Source organism: Amaricoccus sp. B4 (assembly GCF_043226085.1).
GTDB lineage: Bacteria > Pseudomonadota > Alphaproteobacteria > Rhodobacterales > Rhodobacteraceae > Amaricoccus.
On the sequence record NZ_CP171225.1, the window covers coordinates 2,987,765 to 3,009,434 of the forward strand.

Annotated in this window: 21 protein-coding genes; 5 read left to right on the forward strand and 16 right to left on the reverse strand. The window is 70.3% G+C overall.

Annotation, left to right across the window (positions count from 1 at the left end):
- Positions 1-193 precede the first annotated feature (193 nt).
- Positions 194-1,666, forward strand: a complete 1,473-nt coding sequence (gene sthA / locus ACF66B_RS14390; protein WP_111429009.1) for a Si-specific NAD(P)(+) transhydrogenase — start codon at positions 194-196, stop codon at positions 1,664-1,666.
- 21 nt (positions 1,667-1,687) lie between these two features.
- On the opposite strand, the gene ACF66B_RS14395 is transcribed toward sthA, so the two are convergent.
- The 3 genes from ACF66B_RS14395 to htpX all read right to left on the reverse strand — a co-directional run bounded on the left by ACF66B_RS14395 (position 1,688) and on the right by htpX (position 5,817).
- Positions 1,688-3,412: a heparinase II/III family protein gene (locus tag ACF66B_RS14395; protein ID WP_111429008.1), complete on the reverse strand. Its 1,725-nt coding sequence runs from the start codon at positions 3,410-3,412 to the stop codon at positions 1,688-1,690.
- A 168-nt stretch (positions 3,413-3,580) separates the two neighbouring features.
- Positions 3,581-4,909 carry a transcription antitermination factor NusB gene (locus ACF66B_RS14400; protein ID WP_111429007.1) on the reverse strand — a complete coding sequence of 443 codons (1,329 nt, stop codon included), beginning with the start codon at positions 4,907-4,909 and terminating at the stop codon, positions 3,581-3,583.
- On the reverse strand, positions 4,906-5,817 hold the full coding sequence (htpX, locus tag ACF66B_RS14405; RefSeq protein WP_111429006.1) for a zinc metalloprotease HtpX: 912 nt from the start codon (positions 5,815-5,817) through the stop codon (positions 4,906-4,908). The genes ACF66B_RS14400 and htpX overlap by 4 nt, the downstream gene beginning before the upstream one ends.
- Before the next feature lie 76 nt (positions 5,818-5,893).
- Here htpX and ACF66B_RS14410 point away from each other — a divergent pair, with 76 nt between their 5' ends.
- Both ACF66B_RS14410 and ACF66B_RS14415 read left to right on the forward strand, forming a co-directional pair.
- Positions 5,894-6,073: a DUF1674 domain-containing protein gene (locus tag ACF66B_RS14410; protein ID WP_111429005.1), complete on the forward strand. Its 180-nt coding sequence runs from the start codon at positions 5,894-5,896 to the stop codon at positions 6,071-6,073.
- Positions 6,074-6,109: 36 nt separating this feature from the next.
- Positions 6,110-6,919 carry a glycosyl transferase gene (locus ACF66B_RS14415; RefSeq protein ID WP_111429004.1) on the forward strand — a complete coding sequence of 270 codons (810 nt, stop codon included), beginning with the start codon at positions 6,110-6,112 and terminating at the stop codon, positions 6,917-6,919.
- A 27-nt stretch (positions 6,920-6,946) separates the two neighbouring features.
- Here the strand turns inward: ACF66B_RS14415 and ACF66B_RS14420 are convergent, their stop codons facing one another.
- From ACF66B_RS14420 to ACF66B_RS14430, 3 genes are all read right to left on the reverse strand, one after another.
- Complete coding sequence (locus tag ACF66B_RS14420; RefSeq protein WP_111429003.1) at positions 6,947-7,924, reverse strand: ion transporter; 978 nt, start codon at positions 7,922-7,924, stop codon at positions 6,947-6,949.
- Positions 7,921-9,123, reverse strand: a complete 1,203-nt coding sequence (locus tag ACF66B_RS14425) for a low temperature requirement protein A (protein ID WP_111429002.1) — start codon at positions 9,121-9,123, stop codon at positions 7,921-7,923. The genes ACF66B_RS14420 and ACF66B_RS14425 overlap by 4 nt, the downstream gene beginning before the upstream one ends.
- Before the next feature lie 109 nt (positions 9,124-9,232).
- A complete protein-coding gene (locus ACF66B_RS14430; protein WP_111429001.1) occupies positions 9,233-10,423 on the reverse strand; it encodes an NnrS family protein in 1,191 nt (396 codons plus the stop codon).
- A 146-nt stretch (positions 10,424-10,569) separates the two neighbouring features.
- On the opposite strand from ACF66B_RS14430, the gene ACF66B_RS14435 reads away from it, so the two are divergent.
- A complete protein-coding gene (locus ACF66B_RS14435; RefSeq protein WP_111429000.1) occupies positions 10,570-11,277 on the forward strand; it encodes a Crp/Fnr family transcriptional regulator in 708 nt (235 codons plus the stop codon).
- Here ACF66B_RS14435 and ACF66B_RS14440 read toward each other — a convergent pair.
- Positions 11,237-11,473: a DUF1858 domain-containing protein gene (locus ACF66B_RS14440; protein WP_111428999.1), complete on the reverse strand. Its 237-nt coding sequence runs from the start codon at positions 11,471-11,473 to the stop codon at positions 11,237-11,239. The two genes, ACF66B_RS14435 and ACF66B_RS14440, sit on opposite strands and share 41 nt — an antisense overlap.
- A 372-nt stretch (positions 11,474-11,845) precedes the next feature.
- On the opposite strand from ACF66B_RS14440, the gene ACF66B_RS14445 reads away from it, so the two are divergent.
- The gene (locus ACF66B_RS14445; RefSeq protein ID WP_111428998.1) at positions 11,846-12,643 is read left to right on the forward strand and encodes a Crp/Fnr family transcriptional regulator; all 798 of its coding nucleotides are present in this window, start codon (positions 11,846-11,848) and stop codon (positions 12,641-12,643) included.
- 8 nt (positions 12,644-12,651) lie between these two features.
- On the opposite strand, the gene ACF66B_RS14450 is transcribed toward ACF66B_RS14445, so the two are convergent.
- The 9 genes from ACF66B_RS14450 to ACF66B_RS14490 form a co-directional block, all read right to left on the reverse strand.
- Positions 12,652-12,909, reverse strand: coding sequence for a cytochrome C oxidase subunit IV family protein (locus tag ACF66B_RS14450; RefSeq protein WP_111428997.1), 258 nt, complete (start codon positions 12,907-12,909; stop codon positions 12,652-12,654).
- A 5-nt stretch (positions 12,910-12,914) separates the two neighbouring features.
- Positions 12,915-13,478, reverse strand: a complete 564-nt coding sequence (locus tag ACF66B_RS14455) for a cytochrome c oxidase subunit 3 (RefSeq protein ID WP_392663047.1) — start codon at positions 13,476-13,478, stop codon at positions 12,915-12,917.
- Positions 13,475-15,373, reverse strand: a complete 1,899-nt coding sequence (locus ACF66B_RS14460; protein WP_111428996.1) for a nitric oxide reductase D protein — start codon at positions 15,371-15,373, stop codon at positions 13,475-13,477. Before ACF66B_RS14460 ends, ACF66B_RS14455 begins: the two co-directional genes overlap by 4 nt.
- An 8-nt stretch (positions 15,374-15,381) precedes the next feature.
- Positions 15,382-16,188: a CbbQ/NirQ/NorQ/GpvN family protein gene (locus ACF66B_RS14465; protein WP_111428995.1), complete on the reverse strand. Its 807-nt coding sequence runs from the start codon at positions 16,186-16,188 to the stop codon at positions 15,382-15,384.
- A gap of 7 nt (positions 16,189-16,195) precedes the next feature.
- Positions 16,196-17,560, reverse strand: coding sequence for a cbb3-type cytochrome c oxidase subunit I (locus tag ACF66B_RS14470; RefSeq protein WP_111428994.1), 1,365 nt, complete (start codon positions 17,558-17,560; stop codon positions 16,196-16,198).
- Positions 17,561-17,573: 13 nt separating this feature from the next.
- Positions 17,574-18,026: a cytochrome c gene (locus ACF66B_RS14475; protein WP_111428993.1), complete on the reverse strand. Its 453-nt coding sequence runs from the start codon at positions 18,024-18,026 to the stop codon at positions 17,574-17,576.
- A gap of 150 nt (positions 18,027-18,176) precedes the next feature.
- Positions 18,177-18,563 (reverse strand): cytochrome c family protein, encoded by a 387-nt coding sequence (locus ACF66B_RS14480; RefSeq protein ID WP_111428992.1) that lies wholly within the window; start codon positions 18,561-18,563, stop codon positions 18,177-18,179.
- A 54-nt stretch (positions 18,564-18,617) separates the two neighbouring features.
- Entirely contained in the window at positions 18,618-19,520 is a 903-nt protein-coding gene (locus ACF66B_RS14485) for an FAD:protein FMN transferase (protein WP_162683192.1), read from the reverse strand.
- Positions 19,517-21,598: a NosR/NirI family protein gene (locus ACF66B_RS14490; protein ID WP_111428990.1), complete on the reverse strand. Its 2,082-nt coding sequence runs from the start codon at positions 21,596-21,598 to the stop codon at positions 19,517-19,519. The genes ACF66B_RS14485 and ACF66B_RS14490 overlap by 4 nt, the downstream gene beginning before the upstream one ends.
- Positions 21,599-21,670: the final 72 nt, after the last annotated feature.

The following is a 21,670-nucleotide window of genomic DNA, read 5'->3' on the forward strand; positions in this document are numbered from 1 at the left end:
CTCCCGATACTCGACCCGAAACGCCGGGGCAACCACTGCGTGGCGCACGGATTTGCGTACGCAGCACGCAGGCGGCGGGTTTCGGGGCGCAAATCGCCGCCGCGGCGGGGGCTTTGCTTGATCGGGCCGGGCAAATCCGCTCCTCTTCCTGTTCGCAAGCGCCGCAAGGCAGGACGCAGGAGGCCGCCGCCCCATGGAGCATTTCGAACTGATCGTCATCGGCAGCGGGCCTTCGGGCCGCCGCGCCGCCATCCAGGCCGCGAAATTCGGCTGCCGGGTTCTGGTGATCGAGCGCGGCCGGCGCGTCGGCGGGGTTTCGGTGCATACCGGCACCATTCCCTCGAAGACGCTGCGCGAGACGGCGCTCAACCTCTCGGGCTGGCGCGAGCGGGGGTTCTATGGCCGGGCCTACCGGGTGAAGCGCGACCTGAGCGCGACGGACCTGCGCGCGCGGCTCGAGATGACGCTCGGGCACGAGGTCGAGGTGCTGGAGCACCAGTTCGCCCGCAATCAGGTGCAGACGCTGCGGGGGGCGGCGCGGTTCATGAGCCCGCACGAGATCGAGGTGACGGGCGAGGGCGGGGAGGTCACGAGCTTTTCGGCCGACCGGTTCCTGCTGGCGGTCGGCACGGTGCCGCACCGGCCCGCCCATGTGCCCTTCGACGGGCAGAGCATCTTCGACAGTGACGAGATCCTCGAGCTGCCGGCGCTGCCGCGCTACATGACGGTGATCGGCGCCGGGGTGATCGGGGTCGAATACGCGACCATCTTCAGCGCGCTCGATGTGCATGTGACGCTGGTCGAGCCGCGGACGAGCATGTTCGATTTCCTCGACCGCGAGCTGGTCGAGGATTTCACCTATCAGCTGCGCGACCGGGGCATGGTGCTGCGCTTCGGGGCGGAGGTCGAGCGGGTGGAGCGGCTCGGCCCCGGCAATTGCGAGGTGCATCTGAAGGGCGGGCGGCGGATCCGCTCGGGCATGGTGCTGTTCGCGGCGGGCCGGGTCGGGGCGACGGCGGCGCTGAACCTGCCGGCCTGCGGGCTCGAGGCGGACAAGCGCGGGCGGCTTGCGGTCGATCCCGACACCTTCCAGACCTCGGTGCCGCATATCTATGCCGCGGGCGACGTGATCGGGTTCCCGAGCCTTGCCTCGACCTCGATGGAGCAGGGCCGGATCGCGGTCTGCCATGCGCTGGGCAAGCCCGCGCACCGGCCGCCCGAGAGTTTTCCCTATGGCATCTATGCGGTGCCGGAGATCTCGACCACGGGGCTCACCGAGGAGGAGGTGCGGGACCGCGGGATTGCCTATGAATGCGGGGTCGCGCGGTTCCGCGAGACGTCGCGCGGGCATATCATGGGGCTCGAGAGCGGGATGCTGAAGATGATCTTCGATCTCGAGACCCGGCGTCTGCTCGGCTGCCATATCGTCGGCGAGGGCGCGACGGAGCTGATCCATATCGGCCAGGCGGTGATCAATCTCGGCGGCACGCTCGAGTATTTCGTCGAGAACACCTTCAACTATCCGACGCTCGCCGAGGCCTACAAGATCGCCGCGCTCGATGCCTGGAACCGCATGCCGGCGCTGCCCTCCGCGCCGCCGCGGATCGAGCTTGCGGCACCGCCCGGAGAGCTGCCTGCGCCCGCGGCGAAGCGCGCGCAGGGCTGAAGGCCGGGACGAGGCCCGGGCTCAGGGCGTCTCGTCCTCCTCGGGCGGCGGGGCGTCGGCGTCGTGGCTCAGGGACCAGATCACCTGGCCGGGGCCATCCTCGAGCTCGCTGCGGAGCACGATCTGGAGGCTTTCGGCCGGGGCGGCTGCCGCCGGGTCGAACCAGACCGAGGCGGCGAGTTCGGGGATGCCGCCGGCCGCGCGGAAGGCCCAGACCTCGCCCGAGGGCAGGGTGAGGCGGATCACCTCCTGCACCGGGTCGTCCTCGGCGGCGACCGAGGGGGGCAGGTGGAAGCGCACCGCGAAGGGAAGGGGCCGGCCGCGGGTGGCCTTGCCGAAGCGGGCGAGCGCGGCGGCGTCGGGGATGGTGAGGATATCCTCGCCGCGGACCTCGCGGCCGCGGGCCCCGACGAAGACGCGGCGTTCGTGGATCACGCCGAAGCGGCTGGCGTAGCCGTCGTGGGTCGCGAGCAGCCACTGGCCGCTGGCGTCCTGGGCCTGGCGGATCGAGACGCGGGCGGGGCCGCCCACGAGGCGCGGGCCGAAGGCGCTCGCGACGAGCCCGCGGGTGCGGAAGCCCGCCGAGGGGCGGCCGGCGATCTCGACGGTGGAATGGGCCGCGGTCTGGCGCGCGGCGAGGCCCCAGCGCCGGCCGAAGGCCTCGCCCGGCCCCTGGTTGGCGATGAGCGGCTGGCGGCTCGCGCTCATCTCGAAGGCGAGGGTTCCGGCATGGGCATGGGCGGCTTCGGCTCCGCCGGGCGGCGCGGCGGCATCGAGCACCACGACGGTGCGTCCGCCCTGGAGGCGGCAGTAGCCCATCGAGAGCGGGGGTTTCGACTGGACGCCGATGCGCAGCTCGGCGAGCGCCTGGTCGAGGCGGTCGGCATCGCCCGCGCCGCCGCCCTGGAAGCGGGCGAAGCTGCCATCGCCCATGCGCAGCGCGCGGAGCACCGGCACGCTGCGCACGATGGCGGCGAGATGGGCGGGCGGCGCGTGCTGCCCGGCGTTCTCGAGCACGCGGGCGGTCCAGATCAGCAGGATGATCGCCTCGGCGAGGTCTTCGGGGCGGCGGCTTGCGATCTCGCCCTTGTCGTCGATCAGCGCCTCGGCGAGCTTGCCGAGCTCGGCCATGGCGACGCGGTGGCCGGGATGGGGCAGGACGAGGCCGCTCCAGACGAGGCCCGACAGCGCGCGGAGCCGGCCGAGGCCGGGGGCGGCATGGCGCCAGGTCTGGGCGAGGTAGTGTTGCTGGGCGGCGAGCGCACGCCAGAACCGGTCGGCCTCGGCGCGCTCGAGGCCCTGGGCGAGGAGGGCGGCATGGGCCGTCCACTGCCGGGCGCGCGCCCCCGCGATCTCCGGGGTCCAGCCCGGGCCGCTGCCGCGGCCGTAGCGGCGGATCCAGTCGGCCAGCCAGGCCTGCGCCGTGCCGCGCGCCGCGCGGTTGCCGAGGGCGCCGAGGTGGTCGAGCCAGTCGAAGCCGTGGCGGAGCGGGTCGAGCCGCGGGTCCGGCAGGCGGGCGGCCCAGATCGTCTGTCCGTCGAGCGAAACCTCATGGCCGAGCGCCAGCCAGCGGCCACCGACGAGGGCGAGGCCGTGGTCGGCGTCGCCGAAGAGCACCGGTTCGGGCAGGGTCTCCGCAACCTGAGGGCGCGTCCCGAGGCGCGCTCGCCGGGCGGCGAGGCGGTTGGCCCAGCGTCTGGCCGGGCGGGTGAGGCGCGCGCGGAGGGCCTTGAGAAAGAGCGGCATGCGGTTTCCGATGACGGAGGCGTGAGGCGCGAGTCTAGAGCAAAAGCGCCTCGGACGGAAATGCAGTGTGAAACGGGATTTCGCCCGGAACCAAGTGTTTAGGGCGAAATCCTGCGTTCAGGCCGTTTTGGAGAGACCCGTTTTTCGCGCGAGTGTTGCCGCGCCGCCTCAATCCCCCGGGGCCGGGCCCACCTTGCTCAGAAGGGCGGCGTGGAAGCCGTCCATGCCGCCGAGATCCGGCCAGAAATCCGGGCGGAGGCGCAGGCCGCCCGAAGCGTCGATCCAGCCGGGCTCGAGCCCGAGGGCGGAGGCGTCGGGCGGGGAGATGCGCGCCTCCGGGGTCCCGGCGAGAAAGCGGGCGATCTGGCGCTCGCCCTCACGGGGCAGCAGCGAGCAGGTGCAGGCCACGAGCCGCCCGCCGGGCGCCAGCCAGCCCCAGGCGCGGGCGAGCAGGCCGGCCTGAAGCTCGACGAGGCTGGCGACATCCTCGGGGCGGCGGAGATAGGGCAGGTCGGGGTGGCGCCGGATCGTGCCGGTGGCCGAGCAGGGCGCGTCGATCAGGATCGCGTCGAAGGGCGCATCCGGCGCCCAGGCGAGCGCATCCGCGGTGACGATTTCCGCCGAGAGGCGGGTGCGGGCGAGGTTCTCGCGGAGCCGTGCGAGGCGGGGTTCGGACATGTCGAGCGCGGTGACGCGGGCCCCGGCGGCGGCGAGCTGGAGCGTCTTGCCGCCCGGAGCGGCGCAGAGGTCGAGAACGCGAAGGCCCGCCACCGGGCCCAGAAGCCGCGCGGGCAGGGCGGCGGCGGCGTCCTGCACCCACCAGGCGCCTTCGGCAAAGCCGGGCAGGCGCGAGATCTGGCCCGGCGCGGCGAGGCGGATGCTGCCGGTCGGCAGGAGCGTGCCGCCGAGGCGCCGGGCGAGATCCGCCGCCGTTGCCGGGTCGCGGGGCGTGATGTCGGTGGGCGGCGCGGCGCGCTGGGCGGCGATGATGGCATCGGCGGTCTCCCGCCCCCAGGCCTTCACCAGCATGCCGTCGAGCCAGTCGGGGAGCTTGCCTTCGGGCAGGGCGGCCCAGGTGGCCTCCGCCTCGGCGATGCGGCGGCCCACCGCGTTCACGAGGCCCGAGAGATGCCCGGTCTTCGGATGGCCGCGGGTGAGCCGGACGGCGGCATCGACGGCGGCATGGGCGGGCACGCCCTCCATATGGATCTCCGCCGTGGCGAGGCGGAGCGCGTGCTGGGCCGGGCGCGGCGGCCGGCGGTCGAGAAAGCCCGCGAGCAGGGCGTCGATCCGGCCGAGATGGCGCAGGGTGAGGGTGGCGAGGCTCTGGGCGCGGGCGCGTTCCTCGGGGGCGAGATCATCGAGCGCGCCGGAGCCGAGCTGGTCGGCGAGGCTCGTGGCGCGGTCGAGCACGCCCGAGAGGAGCTCCATCGCGGCCTTGCGCGCGGCGAGCCCCGGCACGGGCGCGGGGGCGGCTTTCCTGGCGGATGTGCTCATCCCCAGGGCCCGGACCGGCGACCGGTCTTCGGCAGGGGGCTCGGGCGGACGCTCGGGCGCGGCGCGATCTCGCCCTGCAGCTCCTGAAGCGCGCGGATGCGGTTCTCGACGTTGGGATGCGTGGAGAAGAGGTTGTCCATCCGGGCCCCCGAGAGCGGGTTGATGATGAACATGTGCGCCGACGCCGGGTTGCGTTCGGCATCCGGCATCTCGATCCGGGCGGCATAGCCCGAGATCTTGCGCAGCGCGCTTGCCAGCGCCATCGGTGCGCCGCAGATCTGCGCCCCCATCCGGTCGGCGGAGTATTCCCGCGTGCGGCTGATCATCATCTGGATCATCATCGCCGCGAAGGGGGCGAGAAGCGCCGCAAGCAGCACGCCGACGAAGCCGAAGGGGCTGCGCTCGTCGCGGTTGCCGCCGAAGAAGAGGCCGAACTGCGCGAGCATCGAGATCGCACCGGCGACGGTCGCGGCGATGGTCATCGTCAGCGTGTCGCGGTTCTTGATGTGGGCGAGCTCATGGGCGACGACGCCGGCGAGCTCGTCGTGGTCGAGCACCTGCATGATCCCGGTGGTGACGGCCACCGCGGCGTTCTCCGGATTGCGGCCGGTCGCGAAGGCGTTCGGCTGCTGATCGCGCAGGACGTAGAGTTTCGGCATGGGCAGATCGGCGTTGCGCGCCAGCTCGGCCACCATGCGGTAGAGGTCGGGCGCGCTGGCCTGGGTGACGGGTTCCGCATTGTACATGCGGAGCACCATCTTGTCGGAATTCCAGTAGGCGAAGGCATTGGTGCCGATCGCGAACAGGAGTGCGATCAGCATGCCTCCGGTGCCGCCGAGCATGTAGCCCACGCCCATGAAGAGCGCGGTCATCGCGGCGAGCAGAAGCATCGTCCTGAAGTAGTTCATCTTCCCTCCGGCCTTGCGGCAGACGACTGCGAAGCCCTATAGTCGGCCCCGGTTTGGGGAAGGATATATATCCGAGATGTCAGACGAAAAAGAGGCTCGCATTGCCGAAGCGGCCGCGCGGGCGCTCAAGGAGGCCGAGGCGCGGCGGGCGGAAGCCAAGCCGCTCGAGCTGCCGCCGGAGCTCGGCGGCCGCGACGGGCCGGAGCCGATCCGCTTTGGAGACTGGGAACGCAAGGGCATCATCTCGGATTTCTGATCCCGGGACAGCCGCCGGAACGTGGGCCGGGAGCGCATGAAAAAGCAGGTCATCTGCATCAACTGGGGCCGCAAATACGGTCCGACCTACATCAACCGGCTCTATGCAGGCGTTGCCCGCAACATCACGGGGCCATTCACCTTTACCTGCTTCTGCGACGATCCCGGCGGCATCCGGCCGGAGGTGCGGACCGAGCCGCTGCCCGAGCTCGATGTCGAGATGCCGACGGGCACCCAGGGCATCTGGCCCAAGGCGCGGCTCTGGAGCGCGCGGCTTGCCGATCTCGAGGGGCCGGTGCTCTTCATGGATCTCGACATGGTGGTGGTGGGCTCGCTCGACGGCTTCTTCGAGGAGGGCGCTCCCGAGGATGTGATCCTCGCGCGGAACGAGAACACGCCGTTCGAGAAGCTCGGCCAGACCTCGATCTTCCGCTTTCCGGTCGGCAAGCTCCATCCGTTGCAGGAGCGGTTCCGGGCCGATCCGCAGGGTGTGGCCGACACCTACCGCTTCGAGCAGCGCTATGTGACGCGGGAGGCGCCGGGGGGGATCCGGTTCTGGCCGCGGCGCTGGGTGCGGCATTTCCGGCGCGACTGCACGCGGAGCTTCCCGCTCAATTTCCTGCTGCCGCCGAAATGCCCGGACGGGGCGAAGGTGGTGATCTTTCCGGGCGGCACGCTGCCGCCGCATGTGATCGCCGGGCGCTACAACAAGCATTACACGCCGGGCAGCCCGGCGGCGCATCTCAGGGGGCTTCTGGCGCCCGACCGCCACGATCCGCCGCTGCGCTATCTCCGGCATTACATCCGGCCCGCGCCCTGGGTGGCCGAGGCCTGGCGCGAGGACTGAGGCGGGGACGGGTGCCGCGGCCGCCGCTCAGGGCGTGTCGCCTTCCTCGGTCTGCAGGTCGAACCGGTGCCCGCATTCCGGGCAGGTGCAGCTCAGCACGCGCTGGCGCCGGAGGCGGATCTCGTCATAGATCTCGCGGGCGACGTCGCGGCTGATCGCGAGCTCGCGGCGGAGCTGTTCGATCTTGCGGCCCTCGCTGAGGTCGATCTTGCCGTCCTCGAGCGCGAGGCGGAACTGGGTGCGGAGGTGGTCGCGCCGGCGGTGCAGGTGATCGGCGAGGCCGCTTGCGAGGATACCGGCGGGAAGGGCGGCCATGCCGACCCCGAGCACGGTGACGAGCGCGCCGAAGAGCCGGCCCGCGGCGGTGATCGGCGTCACGTCGCCGTAGCCCACGGTGGTGAGGGTGACGATCGCCCACCACATGGCCGCCGGGATCGAGCCGAAGTTCTCGGGCTGGGCCTTGTGCTCGACGAGGTAGGCGCCGGTCGCGGCGAAGACGAGCAGGATCGCGAGGATCGAGAAGGCGGCGAGCAGCGTCGCGGATTCCTCGCGGATCACGTTCATCAGCACGCCGAGCGCCGGTGAATACCGGGTGAGCTTGTAGACCCGCAGCAGTCGCAGCATCCGCAGCATGTGGATGTTGAAGGGCATGAAGAGCGCGAGATAGAACGGCAGAACCGCCGCGAGATCGACGAGCGCGATCGGCGAGCGGGCGTAGCGCAGCCGGGCCTGGAGGGGGGTGAGGTCCGGTTCGGCCTCGACGCAGGCCCAGAGCCGCAGCACGTATTCGGCGGTGAAGACCGAGACGGAGAGCAGGTCGAAGAGGTGGAACTGCGTGCGGTATTCGGCGTGGATCTCGCCCACGGTTTCCAGCGCGACAGCGACGACATTGGCGATGATGAGCGCGATCAGTGCGAGTTCGAGCGCCCAGGAGAGCTTGTCGGCCCGGCTTGGCCGCTCGAGGATCTCGAAGACCCGCCGCCGGAGGTGGTGGCGCCGCGTCATGCGGCCGGCTCGCGTCGCATGTCCTGCGTCGAGCGGTAGAGCGGCACGGCGATCTGCGCGAAGAGGCCGATGCCCCAGAGCAGATTGCCGATGATCGAGGGCACGAAGGGGTGGATCGCGAGCACGCAGAGCGCCATGACGATGCCGAAGAGCCGGACCTTCCAGGAATGGTAGCTGCGGGTGACGTCGCGGCCCTCGACGAGGGTCTGGAGCCACCAGAGGGCGGCGAGGAAGACGGCGAGGCCGAGCGTGCCGATGGTGCCGTAGCCGCTGGGGTAGGGTTGCCAGAGCCCGACATAGACCTCTCCGGCGAGGGCGACGCCGACCAGCACCGCGCTCCAGAGGATCACGATATGGGCAATCCAGTAGGCGAGCAGGACCGGGACGGCGCGGCTCCGGGGTTTCGCGTTTCCGACGCTGTCGAAGTAGATCCAGGCCATCGCGAAGAGCGAGAGCCCGCCCATGGCGAGGTTGAAGAGCGTGCCGGGGGCGGCCTTGTAGATGCCCTTGTCGGCGAGGGTGACGACGAGCTTGAAGAAGCCCTCGCCGAGCAGGATCAGCATGAGCAGGGCGAAGCGTTCGGAGAGGTGGCCGAGGCGGGGCAGGAAGCGCTCGAAGCGGAGCGTGCCGAAGCGCGGGGCCATGTACTGCACCTGGATGAGCAGGACGCCCGCGCCAAAGACCCAGTAGGCGAGCGGCTTCGGGAGGACCGCGGAGAGCGCAAAGACCGCGGCGAGGACGAAGAAGTTGCGCCCCTGTTCGTAGGCGAGCGAGGTTTCCTCGGCGCCGGTCGAGCGCGCGCGCCAGTAGAGCCAGGCGGTCAGGGCCCGGTTGAGCGCGTAGCCCAGCGCGAAATAGGGCCATCCGCCGCTGGTGACGGCGGGAATGGCCGCGGCGATGAACATCATCGTCACGATCTGCACCGCCATCACCGTCCGGTGCGGGATGTCTGTCGAGATGTAGAGGGAATTGTAGACCGAGCTGTCGGCCCAGGCGAAGAAGATCGCGAGGAAGAGGCCGGTGAAGATCCAGAACCCGTGCCAGTCCAGATGGTGGGAGAGGAAGTTCCCCAGCATGAAGACGGTGACGACATGGATGAGGTCGAAGAAAAGCTCGACCCAGTGCACGTGGTCGCCTGCCCCTTCGACATCGAGGTGATGGCGCGGGCGGCGCCAGATCGGAAAGTCCTTCAGCGGCATGCAGTCCTCCCGTTGGTGTCTTCCCAGTGGTAGGACAGGCCGGGAGGGCTGTGAACGCATTCCATTGTCGGGCGCGGCGCTTTTTTTCGGCGGGGTGGCCGGGCCGACGTCAGCCCGGATGGCGCGAGGGGCTGCGGCGTGCGGGGCTCGGGAGCGCGAGCCAGGGGGTGATCCGCACTGAGAGGATGCCGAAGCCGACGGTCCAGAGGAGCGCGGAGAGGGTGATGCCGTCGAGGCCGGCCGCCGCGCTGCCGGGCAGGAGGCCGCGGACCAGGGCCGCGGCGACGATCATCCAGAAGGCGGCGGCGAGCCAGGGGCCGGCGATGAGGCTGCGCCCGGTATGGCCGCGGGTCGCGCGCATCATCACCGCGACCGTCATGCCGCCGATCGCGCCGATGCCCCAGAGATGCAGCCCCATGGCGGGGTTGCCCGTGCCGAAGGCCGCCGTTGCGAGGAGGCCCGCGGGCACGAAGGCATAGGCGACGTGGAGCATGAGGAGGAGCGGGGAGGCGAGCGTCGCGCCGCCGCGCCAGCGGGCGAGCCGCGCGATGTGCAGGAGGCCCGCGGCGCCGAGGAGAAGCGAGGTGGCAAATGCGGCCGGAGCCGCGACCCAGACGAGGAGGGCGATGCCGCCCGCAGCCATGCAGAGCGCATCGAAGCGGCCGAACGGTGCGGGCAGACGCGCGGCACCGCGCTGGGCGAGCCAGTTGCGGGTGAAGCTCGGGATGATGCGGCCGCCGATCAGCATGACGAGGAAGATGATGACGGCGAAGCCGAGGCGGCGGCCGTGATCGGAGCTGCCGGTGAGGGCCACCTCGAGGTGGAAGATCACGTTGGCCAGGAAGAGCAGCGCGACCGGAATGACCACGCGCAGGTTCTTCCGGTTGCGCGCGGCGATGATCTCGCGGCCGATGGCCGTGGAGATCGCGAGGAGAAAGAGGCTGTCGAGGATCATCACCGCCCACCACGGCAGTGGCACCGCGCCCGCGACCGCGAGGCGGCCGAGGAGCCAGAGGACGAGAAGCCCGACGAGCGGCCAGCCGCGCAGGGGCAGGCGGCCGGTCCAGTTCGGCACGGCGGTGAAGAGAAAGCCCGCGATGACGGCGGTGGCATAGCCGAAGAGCATCTCGTGGACATGCCAGTCCACGCCCTCGAACGGGCCGCCGAGCCGCAGGTCTCCATGCCAGACGAGGATCCAGGCCGGCACCGCGCCGAGGCCGAAGAGGCAGGCGGCGAGGAAGAAGGGCCGGAAGCCGTATCCGAAGAGGGCCGGGCCGTGGTAGGGGCTTTTCTCGGGCATGGGGGCATCTCCGGGGTTGTCTCGACAAGGGCGGCCCCGTGCGCGAATATGCGGCGCGGCGCCGGCCTGCGTGTTTCGTCTGTCACGGAGATGGGCTAGTTCTCGTTCGCTGACCTTGCCGTTTCGCAACCTTCGGGACGAAATCCGTGTCCAGACTCGATGAGAGCCTTCTGAGGGGCGTGCCGCCCTTTTCCAAGCTGTCGCGCCCGGAGATCCGCGAGATCCTCGATCTGGCGCGGCCGGGCCGGCATGCGGAGGGCGCGGCCGTGTTCCGGGAGGGCATGGCGGCGGAGCGCTTCTTCCTGCTGCTCGACGGCTTCGTGCGCGCGGTGCGGACCTCGCCCGAGGGCGAGCAGATCATCGTGCTCCACATTCCGCCGGGAGAGCTGCTCGGGATCGCCCCGGCGATCGGCCGGACGCATTATCCGGCCACGGCCATCTGTGCCTCGGAATCGGTGACGCTCTCCTGGCCGGTGCGGCTCTGGACGGTCTTTGCCGGGAAGTATGACGGGTTCGCCTCGGAAACCTACCGGACGCTCGGGAACCGGCTGGGCGAGGTGCAGGAGACGGTCATGGAGCTTGCCACCAAGGCCGTCGAGCAGCGGGTCGCCTCGGCGCTCCTGCGCATGGTGCATCAGTCGGGGCGCAAGGCCGACGGCGGCATCGAGATCGGCTTTCCGGTGACGCGCGCGAACATTTCCGAAATGACCGGGACGACGCTGCATACCGTGAGCCGTCTGCTCGCGGCCTGGGAGAAGCGCGGGATCGTGGAGAGCGCGCGCAAGCACATCACGGTGACCGATCCGCACCAGCTCATGCTTCTGAGCGGGGCGTCCGGCGCCGGCTCGCCCTGATCCTGGCACCGAGCATGTCGCGCAGGTGGTCGGGGTCGATCCCGTATTCCCGGCAGGCATCCGCGACGGAGTGAAACGGCGCGAAGGGGCAGCCCGGACAGAGCATGCCGTTTTCCATGAAGGTGCAGGCTGTTTCGGGCCATTCGCGGAACAGGTCGGCGAGGGGCGCGTGCAGATCATCGGGCGCGGTCGTCATTCCAGGTCTCCCTGACGAGCTGCATCAAATCTGCCGCGCGTTGCAGGGCGGGACGTTGCGTTTGCGCAACGTCGCGGGGCGGCGTCTGGCCTATTCCCTGTCTCGGCGGCCGGCGGATACCGGCTTGATGCGATGGCGGCTTCCGGGAACGCCCGGCGCGCCGCTGCGGCGGGCGCCCTCGGGCCTGCCGGGGCGGCGGCGCTTGCGGGGATCGGGAGGATGTGTCGCGCGCTGCTGCGCCGCAACCGGCGGGATATGGCAAATCCTGCAAATTGTCGTTTTACAACAATAACGTAGCGCTCCACGCCGGCGCTTCGACAGTGACTGCGATTCCTGACGGCAGCGGGCTCCGTGACTTTGGGAGGACGAGAGATGCAACCTGACGACGAGCTCCAGAGCGAGGAGTATTGCAGTGAGGGCTGTGGGCTCCCGGCCGGAGAACCGGCGCCGCAGGCGCGGCCGAGGACGGGCGGGGCGCTCGACGTGGCGCGGCGCTCGATTCTCATGTCCGACCTTCCCGCGCGGATCGCCGATCAGGTGCTGGCGCGGGCGGTGACCCGGCGTTTCCGGCGCGGCGAGACGATCTTCCTGCAGAACCAGCGCGCGCGCTCGATCTACATCGTGCTCGAGGGCTGGGTGAAGCTCTACCGCATGACACAGAGCGGCGGGGAGGCCGTCATTGCCGTCTATACCGCGGGTCAGAGCGTCGGCGAGGCGGTGGCCTTCCAGGGGCATCCCTATCCGGTCACCGGGGAGGCGGTGACGGACTGCCGCGTGCTCCAGATCGATCCGGGCGTGTTTCTCGATGTGGTCAAGGCCGAGCCCGAGAGCCTCGGGGCGGTGCTTTCGGCGATGTCGCGCCATCTTCATTTCCTCGTGGTGCAGATCGAGGCACTGAAGGCCCGGACCGGGGCGCAGCGGGTCGCGGGGTTCCTGCTCGAACTCTGCGAGGCGGAGAAGGGGCCGGCCACCGTGATGCTGCCCTATGACAAGAACCTCATCGCGGGGCGGCTCGGCATGAAGCCCGAGAGCCTGTCCCGCGCCTTCTCGCGGCTGCGGCGGGATGCGGGTGTGCGGATCACCGCCAATGTCGCGACGATCCGGGATGTCGAGGTGCTGCAGCATTTCGCGATCCGCGACCCGGCGCTCGCCTGGAGCCGCTCCGGCTGAGCGCGGGCTCAGGCGAGGGGGATGAGGTAGAGGCCGTAGAGGGCGAGGGCGAAGATCCCGAGGATCCAGCCGAAGACCCGGCTCCAGGTCTGCGAGTGCCGCAGTTCGAGATAGTTGCGGAGGATGAGGCGCATCTTGATCCAGGCCACGATCAGGATCAGCGCCGAGACCAGGGCGGCGGCCGGCGACATCGCCCCGACCGGCGCCGCGGCGAGGGCGGTCGTGACGAGGCCGAGGGCGAGGAGGGTGAGCCAGGCGCGGGTCATCGGCGTCAGCGGAGCAGGTAGATCACGGGGAAGAGCAGCACCCAGACGAGATCGACCATGTGCCAGAAGGCAACGCCCGTCTCCATGGTGTGGAGGTCGTCCCGGAGGGCGATGAGCCCGAGAATGACGATCCCGGCCACCACATGCGCGGCATGAAAGCCGGTCAGCAGGTAGTAGAAGGTGAAGAACGGGTGGGTTTCGGTGTCGATGCCCTCGGCGATCTTGGCGGCGTATTCATGCGCCTTGATGGCGAGGAACACCGCGCCGAAGAGGGCGGCGGCGCCGAGGCGGAGGCGCGCCTTGCCGCGGGCGCCGGCGCGGCGCGCGGCAATGGCGGCGGCCGCGGCATAGCCGCTGGTGATGAGCACCATGGTGTTGAGCGCACCCGCCGTGCGGTCGAGGAGATCCTGCGCCGCGGCGAAGCCCTCCGGATCGGTTGCCCGGACGGCGAGAAACGAGGCGAGGCCCGCGCCGAAGACCAGCAGCTCGCTCGCGATGAGCACCCACATCATCAGATCGCCCGGCAGTTCGGCCCAGACGCCGCCATCGGGATCGGGGGCGGCGCTCATGTGCCGACCAGCTGGCGGTAGATGCCCGGCAGCGCGTCGGTCAGACGGTCGGGATGCGGGATGACGGTGTAGCCGCCGCGGCCGAAGAGGCGGGGGAACCAGACCTTCGCCTCGGCCTCGATGGCGATGCCGTAGACAGCCTGGCCGCGGCGGCGGGCCTCGATGATCGCCATGCGGCTGTCCTCGATGCCGTGGCGGCCTTCGTAATGGTCGAGGTCGTTGGGCTTGCCGTCGGTGATGACGAGGAGGAGCCGGCGCCGGCGCTCGCGGGCCGCGAGTTCGGCCGAGGCATGGCGGATGGCGGCGCCGAGACGGGTGTAGAAGCCCGGGCGGAGGCCCCAGATCCGGCCCTCGACCTCGCGGCCCATCGGCTCGTCGAAGCGCTTGCAGTCCTGGACGAAGACCCGGTCGCGGCGGAGCGAGGAGAAGGCGTTGATGGCACAGTCGTCGCCGCAGCCCTCGATCCCCCAGGCAAGCGCGGTCAGCGCCTCGCGGGCGATGTCGATCACCGCGCGGCCGGTGACGGCGCTCTCGGTGGAGCGCGAGGCGTCAATCAGGATCGAGACGGCGAGATCGCGCGCCTCCGTCCGGGTCGCGGTCCAGATCCGGTCGGAGCCGCGGCCGGTGGCGCGGAGGTCGATGAGTGCGCCCACCGCGGCGTCGAGGTCGAGCTCCTCGCCGTCGATCTGACGCGGGCGGGCGACACGGCGGGGGGCGAGCGCCTCGAAGCGGCGGCGCACGGCACGAATGCGGCGCCGGGCGGCGGGATCGTCCGGGACGCCTTCGCTCGGCTCTGCGCGGGCGGCGAGCACGCAGCAATGGTCCGGGAGGTAGGCGCCGGCCTTGTGGTCCCATTCGGGGTAGAGATGGCGGCCGGAGAGGCGCTCGCGGTCCACATCCGCCGGCGAGAGATCGAGATGGAGCTTGAGTTTGGTCGCGGGCGCCTTCGAGACCTTGCCGAGCGCGATCTCGTCCATGTCGTCGGCGGCCTTGCGGGCATTCTCGAGGTCGTCCTCCTCGACGCGCCGGTTGATGTTGGCGAAATCGGCCCAAGAGAGGATCGCCTCGAACTTGTGGAGGATCAGGCTGTCGCGGCGCTCGACCTGATCGGTGGCGCGGCGGCGGGCCCGGTGGGTGCGGCTGCTTTCGCCGGTGTCGGGCGGTGCACCGTCGGCGTCGCTGTCATCGGGGCCTGCGCCTTCCGCTGCCGACGGGGGCGCGGTGCGGAGCCACAGCGGCACAGGGCGGAAGGGGCGGTAGCCGCGGGGCGTGGCGAGGGCGCACGGATCGGGCGCGGCGTGTGGCGGGGGCGCGCCGAGCGCCTCGCGGATGCGGGCCTCGACGGTGGCTTCGGCGCGCGGCAGCCGGGCGGGGTCGGGCCGACGCGCCAGGGCCGCGCGGCAGAGGCGCGCGTGGAGCGGGCGGAGGCCGGGGGCCGCGGCCAGGGTCGCCGCGGCGCAGCGCCGGGCCTCGGCGATCCGGGCGAGGTCGGCGGCGAAGGGATCGGGGCTTTCCGCGGCGGGCCGGGCGTGGGCGGCGCTGGCGGCGAGCCAGAGGTAGAGCCCGGCATTGAGCGCGCCTTCGGGGAAGATGTCGAGGCGGGGCGGCAGGCGGAGCTTCACGCCGTCCCAGCCGGCTTCCGTCACACGCTCGGCCGCTGTGCCGAGGCGGCGGCGGAAGCTCAGCCGGTGCGGGCTCGGGGCCGGTGCGGCGGGCACGATCTCGACGGCCGGATCGCCGCCGAGGCCGCGGAAGAGCACGGCGATGCGGCCGGCCATGCGCTCGAGCGGGACGGCGGCGTCCGCGTGGTCGGGTGCTGCGTCGAGGCCGCTGGCGATCGCATGCCAGATCTTTCCGACGCTTTCTTCCGGTTCCCAGAACTCGATCTCGGGCATCGCGGCCCTCAGCCGATCACGGCGGTCACGAGGTCGAGCAGCCCCTGCCGGACATCCGCATCGTCAGTGAGCGGCTCGATCATCGCGATGCGGATGGCCTGTTCCATCGGCATGCCGCCGGCGATGAGGGTCGCGGCATAGACGACGAGCCGGGTCGAGACGCCTTCCTCGATGTCCTGCCCGCGGAGGCCGCGCAGCTTGCCCGCAAGCCGGACGAGGGTTGCGACCCGCTCGCCGGCGAGGCCGCTTTCGGTCGCCACGATCTCGGTCTCGCGCCCGGGCGCGGGGAAGTCGAACTCGAGGGCGATGAAGCGCTGGCGGGTCGAGGGCTTCAGGCTTTTCAGGATGTTCTGGTAGCCGGGGTTGTAGGAGGCGACGAGCATGAAGCCCGGCGCGGCGGGGATCTCCTCGCCGGTGCGGTCGAGGGGCAGGGTCCGGCGGTCGTCGGTGAGCGGATGGATCACCACCGTCACGTCCTTGCGTGCCTCGACCAGCTCGTCGAGATAGCAGATCGCCCCCTCGCGCACGGCGCGGGTGAGCGGGCCGTCGGTCCAGACCGTCTCGCCGCCGCGAAGCAGGTAGCGGCCGATGAGATCGGCCGCGGACAGGTCGTCATGGCAGGCGACGGTGACCAGAGGCCGCCCGAGGCGGGCGGCCATGTGTGCGACGAACCGGGTCTTGCCCGCGCCCGTCGGCCCCTTCAGCAGAAGGGGCAGGCGGTGCTCGTAAGCCGCGGCGAAGATCTCGCATTCGCGGCCCTGCGGCAGGTAGTAGGGGGCTGCCCCGCCGGGGGCGATGTCGGGCGTGCCGTCCATGGCCCCCTCACTCCGCCGCGACCGTTGCGTCCTTGGAGACCACCTCGCGGTGCGGCAGCAGGATCGCGTAGAGGAAGAGGGCGACGCCGATGACCACGGCAACACCGGCCCCGAAGCGCATCCAGTAGAAGATCGCGAGCTGATCCTGGACGTCCATGTAGTTCATGCCCAGCACCCGCTGGAGATGCGTCTGCACCGTGCCGGCGAAGGTGAGGGTGAAGGTCATGAAGCACATGCCCCCCGACATCAGCCAGAAGGAGGCCATGTTCAGCACCTGGTTGTAGGGATCGCGCCCGAGCAGGATCGGCATCGCATAGGTGAAGAGCGCGAGGTTGAGCGAGACATAGGCGCCGAAGAAGGCGAGGTGGCCGTGGGCGGCGGTGATCTGGGTGCCGTGGGTGTAGAAGTTCACGCCATGGAGCGTGTGGAGGAAGCCCCAGACACCGGCGCCGAAGAAGGCGAGGGTGGCGCAGCCCAGCGACCAGAGCAGTGCTGCCTTGTTCGGGTGATCGCGGCGGCCCTTCCAGACCATGACGAAGGCGAAGGACATCATGGCGAAGAACGGAACGATCTCGAGGGTGGAGAAGATCGAGCCGACCCACTGCCAGTAGCCGGGCATGCCGATCCAGTAGTAGTGGTGGCCGGTGCCGAGGATGCCGGAGAAGAGCGCGGTCGCGACGATGACGTAGAGCCATTTCTCCACCACCTCGCGGTCGACGCCGGTGAGCTTCAGCATCAGGAAGGCGAGCACCGAGGCCATGATGAGCTCCCAGACGCCCTCGACCCAGAGATGCACGACATACCACCAGTACTGCTTGTCGAGGCTGAGGTTCGACGGGTTGTAGAAGGCGAAGAGGAAGAGGAGCGCGAGCCCCCAGAGGCCGATGAGCAGGACATTGGAGATCGCGGTCTTGCGGCCCCGGAGCACGGTGAGGGTGATGTTGAAGAGGAAGATCAGCGCCGCGACGACGATGCCGATCTTCACCCAGAGCGGCTGTTCGAGGAACTCGCGGCCCTCCTTGCCGAGCAGCACGTGGCCCTCGAAGGGATTGAAGACATAGGTCAGCACCGCGCCGAGCGTGCCGAGGATGAGGATTGCCAGCTGCACATAGGCGAGCGTGGGCGAGAAGATCTCGTTCTCGGCCTCCTCCGGCACGATGAAATAGGCCGCGCCCATGAAGCCCAGCAGCAGCCAGACGATGAGGCTGTTGGTGTGGAGCATGCGCACGATGTTGAAGGGCAGGATCTCGGAGAGCGTGTTGGGCGCGACATAGATCCAGCCCGCGAGCAGCCCGCCCAGAACCTGGACGGCGAAGAGGGCGAGGGCGGCGAGAAAATAGACCTTCGCGATCGATTGTGTCTGGTATTTCATGTCTCTCGGCTCCTCAGCCCGCCTCGTTCGGCGGCCAGTCCTGGGTGCGGATGCGGTTGGTCCAGATGAGGAAGTCGCTGAGGCCGCGAATATCCTCGTCGGAGAGGTTGAACTGGGGCATCTGCCGGCGGCCCTCGATGCCGGTGGGCATCGCTTCCATCCAGCCCTTGAGGGTTTCGAAGGCGGCTTCCGGATCGTCCTCGACGCCCCAGCGGGTCATGACGTTGCCGAGCTCGGGGGCGAAATAGGCACCCTCGCCGAGGATCGTGTGGCAGTTGATGCAGGCGTTGTGTTCCCAGACGCGCTTGCCATGCGCGACGGAGGCGGTCAGGCCCGCGCGGTCCGTCGAGGTCGTCACGATGTAGCGGTGACTCTGCAGGGAGAGCAGCAGGAAGATGATGATGAAGAAGAGGGACCCGCCAAAAAAGATGTTGCGGGCCATGGATTTGGTGAGGACTTCGCGCATCGCCTTCTCCGCTACGGCCTGTCTTGGAGATCAAGGTTTCGCGAATTCGCCCTGATCGTCCTTAACAAAAGTCAAGCGGCGCATGCATGTTTGGCTTTGCCGTGCTGCTGCCGCGCGGGCGGAAGGCCCCCCGCGCGGCAGGGCTGCCCGTCAGGGGAAGGTCGCGAGATAGGCGAGCACGTTGGTGATGTCTTCCTCCTTGCGGAGCCCGGGGAAGGTCATCTTGTTGCCGGGGATGAAGTCCTTCGGTTTCTGGAGGTAGATGGTGAGGTTCTCCTCGGACCAGACCATGCCCTCGGCGGCCTTTTCCTGGAACGCTTCGGAATACTTGAAGTCCGGCAGCGCGGCGATGGGCCGGCCGATGATGCCGTTGAGCTCGGGACCGACGCGGTTCCTGGCGTCCGGACCGACCTGGTGGCAGGCCTTGCACTTCGAGAAGACCTTCTCGCCGGCGGCCGGGTCGGCGTCCTCGGCCAGCGCCGGGCTCGCGAGGCAGGCGGCGAGGATCCATCCGGTGAGCTGCATCCTGTTGGTCATGGGTTTTCTCCTTTCGATCGGGGTGGCTGAAGGGCTTCGGACGCGGGAGGGGGCTCAGGCGAGACCCTCGGCGCGGCCGAAGCGGTGAAGTCTGCCTTCGCGGTCGATGGCGAAGACGGCGGTGCCCGGAGGCACGAGATCGCCGATGCGCGCGCGCGGCGAGACGGCGAAGGCGGTGGAGAGCGCATCGGCATCGGTGGCCTCCGGGGCGATCACGGTGACGGAGCGCCAAAGCTCGGGCGAGAGGCCGGAGCGCGGGTCGAAAAGGTGGTGCCCGCGGGGCAGGCGCATCGCCGCAGGGGCGCTGGTCGCGGCCGCGCAGCGGGTGAGGCGAAGCGTCTCGCCGCCTTCGGGGAGGCGCAGGGTCTGGGGGGCCTCGCCGGTGAAGCGCATCTCGCCCGTGTCGATGAGCGGGGCGTGGAAGCCGTGCCGGAGAACGAGATCGGCGACGCGGTCGGCAATGTAGCCCTGGGCGATGCCGTCGAGCGTCAGGGCGGTGCCACCGGAGAGCTGCAGGACGCCGGGGGAGGTGGCGATGCGCGCGCCGCGGACGCGGGCGAGGGCGGCTTCCGTGCCCGCGCCGGTGAGGGCGGCCTGCCAGAGCGGCTGGACTGCGGGGTCGAAGGCGCCTTCGGTGCGGGAGGTCCAGTGCCGGGCGCGTTCGAGCAGGGTGAGGAGATCGCGCGAGGGCGCGGCGATCCGGCCCCGGGCGTTGAGGCGGGCGAGGTCGGAGGCGGGGCGGTGGAGGCTGAAGACGGACTCGAGCCGGTCGATCTCGGCGGTGATGGCGGCGATGGCGGCCTCGGCAGCGTCGCGCGGTCCGGTGAGGCGGATGCGGGCCTCGGCGCCGAGCGCATCGCCCCGCCAGTCCCATTGCCGCTCGGGCCAGCGCGCGAGCGCGGCGGCGGAGGCCGCCGATGCGGCGATGACGAGGAAGTGGCGCCGGGTCGGTCTCATGCGGGGCGCCCCTGCTGGGCCGGGGGGGCGGGCTGGCGCGCCGCGCGGTTGGCGCGGGCCTTGAGGATCGTGCAGGTTGCGGGGTCGTGGTAGATCGACTGGCAGCGCATGCAGAGGATGCATTCGTTGGGGTTGATGCGGCCGATCGGGTCTATGGCGCCCACCGTGCATTTCACCTCGCAGAGCCTGCATTCGCGACCGCATTGCGGGCGGCGGCGCAGCCAGTCGAAAAGCTTGATCTTGGCCGGGATCGCCAGCGCGGCGCCGAGCGGGCAGAGGTAGCGGCAGTAGAACCGCTCGATGAAGAGACCGGCCGTGAGGATGGCGCCGGCAAAGAGCAGGAAGGGCCAGGCGCGGCGGAACCCGAGCGAGATCACGGTCTTGAAGGGCTCGGCCTCGGCGAGGATCAGGGCCTGCTCCATCGAGTAGAAGGAGAGCGCGAGGATCGCGACGAAGAGCGTGTACTTGATGACCCAGAGGCGTTCGTGCAGCACGAAGGGCACGGCGATCTGGGGCACGCCGAGGCGGCGGGCGGCGGCGTTCGAGAGCTCCTGAAGCGCGCCGAACGGGCAGAGCCAGCCGCAGAAGACGCCGCGGCCCCAGAAGAGCAGGCCGAGGCCGACGAAGGACCAGATGAGGAAGATGACCGGCTCGATGAGGAAGGTCTCCCAGTGGAAACCGGTCAGCAGCGATTGCAGGAAGGCCACCACCTGCACCACGGAGAGCTGGCCGCCCGCGATCCAGCCGAGCCAGACGAGGGTAACGGCGAGAAACGCGTAACGGCCGCGGAGCCAGAGTTTCGGGCGGCGGACGAAGCTTTCCTGGAAGAAGAGGATGCCGGTGAGGGTCGCGAGCATCGTGGCCACCCCCGCGATCTCGAAGCGCTTCGCCTGCCACGCGGACATCCAGAGCGGCTCCGGTTCGGGGGGATCGGGCAGGAGGAACCCGGCGGGCACTCTGTAGTCGAGGGGAATGCGCAGGGTGAGGGTGTCGCCCGCTGCGCTCGTGCGCGTGGCGCTGACCTCGACGCGAAACGGCCGGGAGGGATCGAAGCGGCCGCCGGGCAGGCGGAAGGCGCTGATTTCGCGGAAGTCCGGCGCACCGGGCGTGGCCAGACGGTCGATGCGCAGGAAATCATCCCGAGAGAGGGTGATGGTCTCGCGGCCCTGGATCACCTCGATGCGGTCAAAGACGCCGGAGCGCCGCCAGGATGTGCCGCGATGCGAGTGGAGCCCGGCCGAGGCGACGAGCAGCAGCGCGTCACCCGGCCCGAGGGAGGCGACCGCCCGGGTGTAGGCCTGCTGCCCGAGCAGGTTGCGGCCGATCGTCGGCGGGTCGAGCAGCGCGGTCCAGAGATCGAGAAAGATGCCCGTTTCGGGAAGCGGGACGCTTGCGCCGCCCAGCGCCGCGCGCGCCTCCGCCATCGGAACCGTGACATGGGCGAGCGCGCCCTCGGCCACCAGGGCCTCCCAGCCCTCGGGGCGGAAGCTCACGCGGTCGAGGGTCCCGGCCGTGGTCTTGATGAGGCCGCGGCCAAGCGCGAGGGTCCGGGCGGTCCGGAGGATGGCGTCGCGGATGACGCCCGTCGAGACGGTCGCGTGCGCAATGATATCCGGCAGGTCCGGGCGGGTCTCGAAGGCGGCAACCCGTTCGGCCGCGAGGTCGAGGCCGGCAAAGCCGTTCACATAGGCCGCAATGTCCTCGGTCGAGATGCCGAGGGTGAGCACGGGCTCGTTGTGGCGCATGAGCCTTGCCCCGGCGATGCGGGCGTCCGGCGTGATCGCGACGAGAATGTCGATCGGGCGTCCGGAGTAGCCGACCGAGCCGGAGATTTCCCAGGTGGAGGCGATGTAGCCGAGTATGCCGCCCGGTGTCGCGACCTCCCAGCCGGGCGGAGCCGCCTCGATCCGGGTGACGGTCAGCGGCTCGGCCGCGCCGAACATCTCGGCGGCGAGAGCGGCGTCGGGCGCCGCCGGGGTAATCGCATCGGGAGCAATGAAGCCCTCGCGCGCGCCGCCTGCCCCGGCGCCGAGCAGGAGCAGGATGAGCAGGGTCGCAAGTCTGGCGATCGGCTGCATGGCCTCGTCCCGGATGACAGACGGGCAGGGTCGCAGCTTCCGGCCCCTGCGCCTTAACCAAAGTCAAGGATC

What these genes read in the sequence shown, in the direction of transcription:
- sthA (WP_111429009.1), top strand. Translation starts at nt 194, where the DNA reads ATGGAGCATTTCGAACTGATCGTCATCGGCAGCGGGCCTTCGGGCCGC.
- ACF66B_RS14395 (WP_111429008.1), bottom strand. Translation starts at nt 3,412, where the DNA reads ATGCCGCTCTTTCTCAAGGCCCTCCGCGCGCGCCTCACCCGCCCGGCC.
- ACF66B_RS14400 (WP_111429007.1), bottom strand. Translation starts at nt 4,909, where the DNA reads ATGAGCACATCCGCCAGGAAAGCCGCCCCCGCGCCCGTGCCGGGGCTC.
- htpX (WP_111429006.1), bottom strand. Translation starts at nt 5,817, where the DNA reads ATGAACTACTTCAGGACGATGCTTCTGCTCGCCGCGATGACCGCGCTC.
- ACF66B_RS14410 (WP_111429005.1), top strand. Translation starts at nt 5,894, where the DNA reads ATGTCAGACGAAAAAGAGGCTCGCATTGCCGAAGCGGCCGCGCGGGCG.
- ACF66B_RS14415 (WP_111429004.1), top strand. Translation starts at nt 6,110, where the DNA reads ATGAAAAAGCAGGTCATCTGCATCAACTGGGGCCGCAAATACGGTCCG.
- ACF66B_RS14420 (WP_111429003.1), bottom strand. Translation starts at nt 7,924, where the DNA reads ATGACGCGGCGCCACCACCTCCGGCGGCGGGTCTTCGAGATCCTCGAG.
- ACF66B_RS14425 (WP_111429002.1), bottom strand. Translation starts at nt 9,123, where the DNA reads ATGCCGCTGAAGGACTTTCCGATCTGGCGCCGCCCGCGCCATCACCTC.
- ACF66B_RS14430 (WP_111429001.1), bottom strand. Translation starts at nt 10,423, where the DNA reads ATGCCCGAGAAAAGCCCCTACCACGGCCCGGCCCTCTTCGGATACGGC.
- ACF66B_RS14440 (WP_111428999.1), bottom strand. Translation starts at nt 11,473, where the DNA reads ATGACGACCGCGCCCGATGATCTGCACGCGCCCCTCGCCGACCTGTTC.
- ACF66B_RS14445 (WP_111428998.1), top strand. Translation starts at nt 11,846, where the DNA reads ATGCAACCTGACGACGAGCTCCAGAGCGAGGAGTATTGCAGTGAGGGC.
- ACF66B_RS14450 (WP_111428997.1), bottom strand. Translation starts at nt 12,909, where the DNA reads ATGACCCGCGCCTGGCTCACCCTCCTCGCCCTCGGCCTCGTCACGACC.
- ACF66B_RS14455 (WP_392663047.1), bottom strand. Translation starts at nt 13,478, where the DNA reads ATGAGCGCCGCCCCCGATCCCGATGGCGGCGTCTGGGCCGAACTGCCG.
- ACF66B_RS14460 (WP_111428996.1), bottom strand. Translation starts at nt 15,373, where the DNA reads ATGCCCGAGATCGAGTTCTGGGAACCGGAAGAAAGCGTCGGAAAGATC.
- ACF66B_RS14465 (WP_111428995.1), bottom strand. Translation starts at nt 16,188, where the DNA reads ATGGACGGCACGCCCGACATCGCCCCCGGCGGGGCAGCCCCCTACTAC.
- ACF66B_RS14470 (WP_111428994.1), bottom strand. Translation starts at nt 17,560, where the DNA reads ATGAAATACCAGACACAATCGATCGCGAAGGTCTATTTTCTCGCCGCC.
- ACF66B_RS14475 (WP_111428993.1), bottom strand. Translation starts at nt 18,026, where the DNA reads ATGCGCGAAGTCCTCACCAAATCCATGGCCCGCAACATCTTTTTTGGC.
- ACF66B_RS14480 (WP_111428992.1), bottom strand. Translation starts at nt 18,563, where the DNA reads ATGACCAACAGGATGCAGCTCACCGGATGGATCCTCGCCGCCTGCCTC.
- ACF66B_RS14485 (WP_162683192.1), bottom strand. Translation starts at nt 19,520, where the DNA reads ATGAGACCGACCCGGCGCCACTTCCTCGTCATCGCCGCATCGGCGGCC.
- ACF66B_RS14490 (WP_111428990.1), bottom strand. Translation starts at nt 21,598, where the DNA reads ATGCAGCCGATCGCCAGACTTGCGACCCTGCTCATCCTGCTCCTGCTC.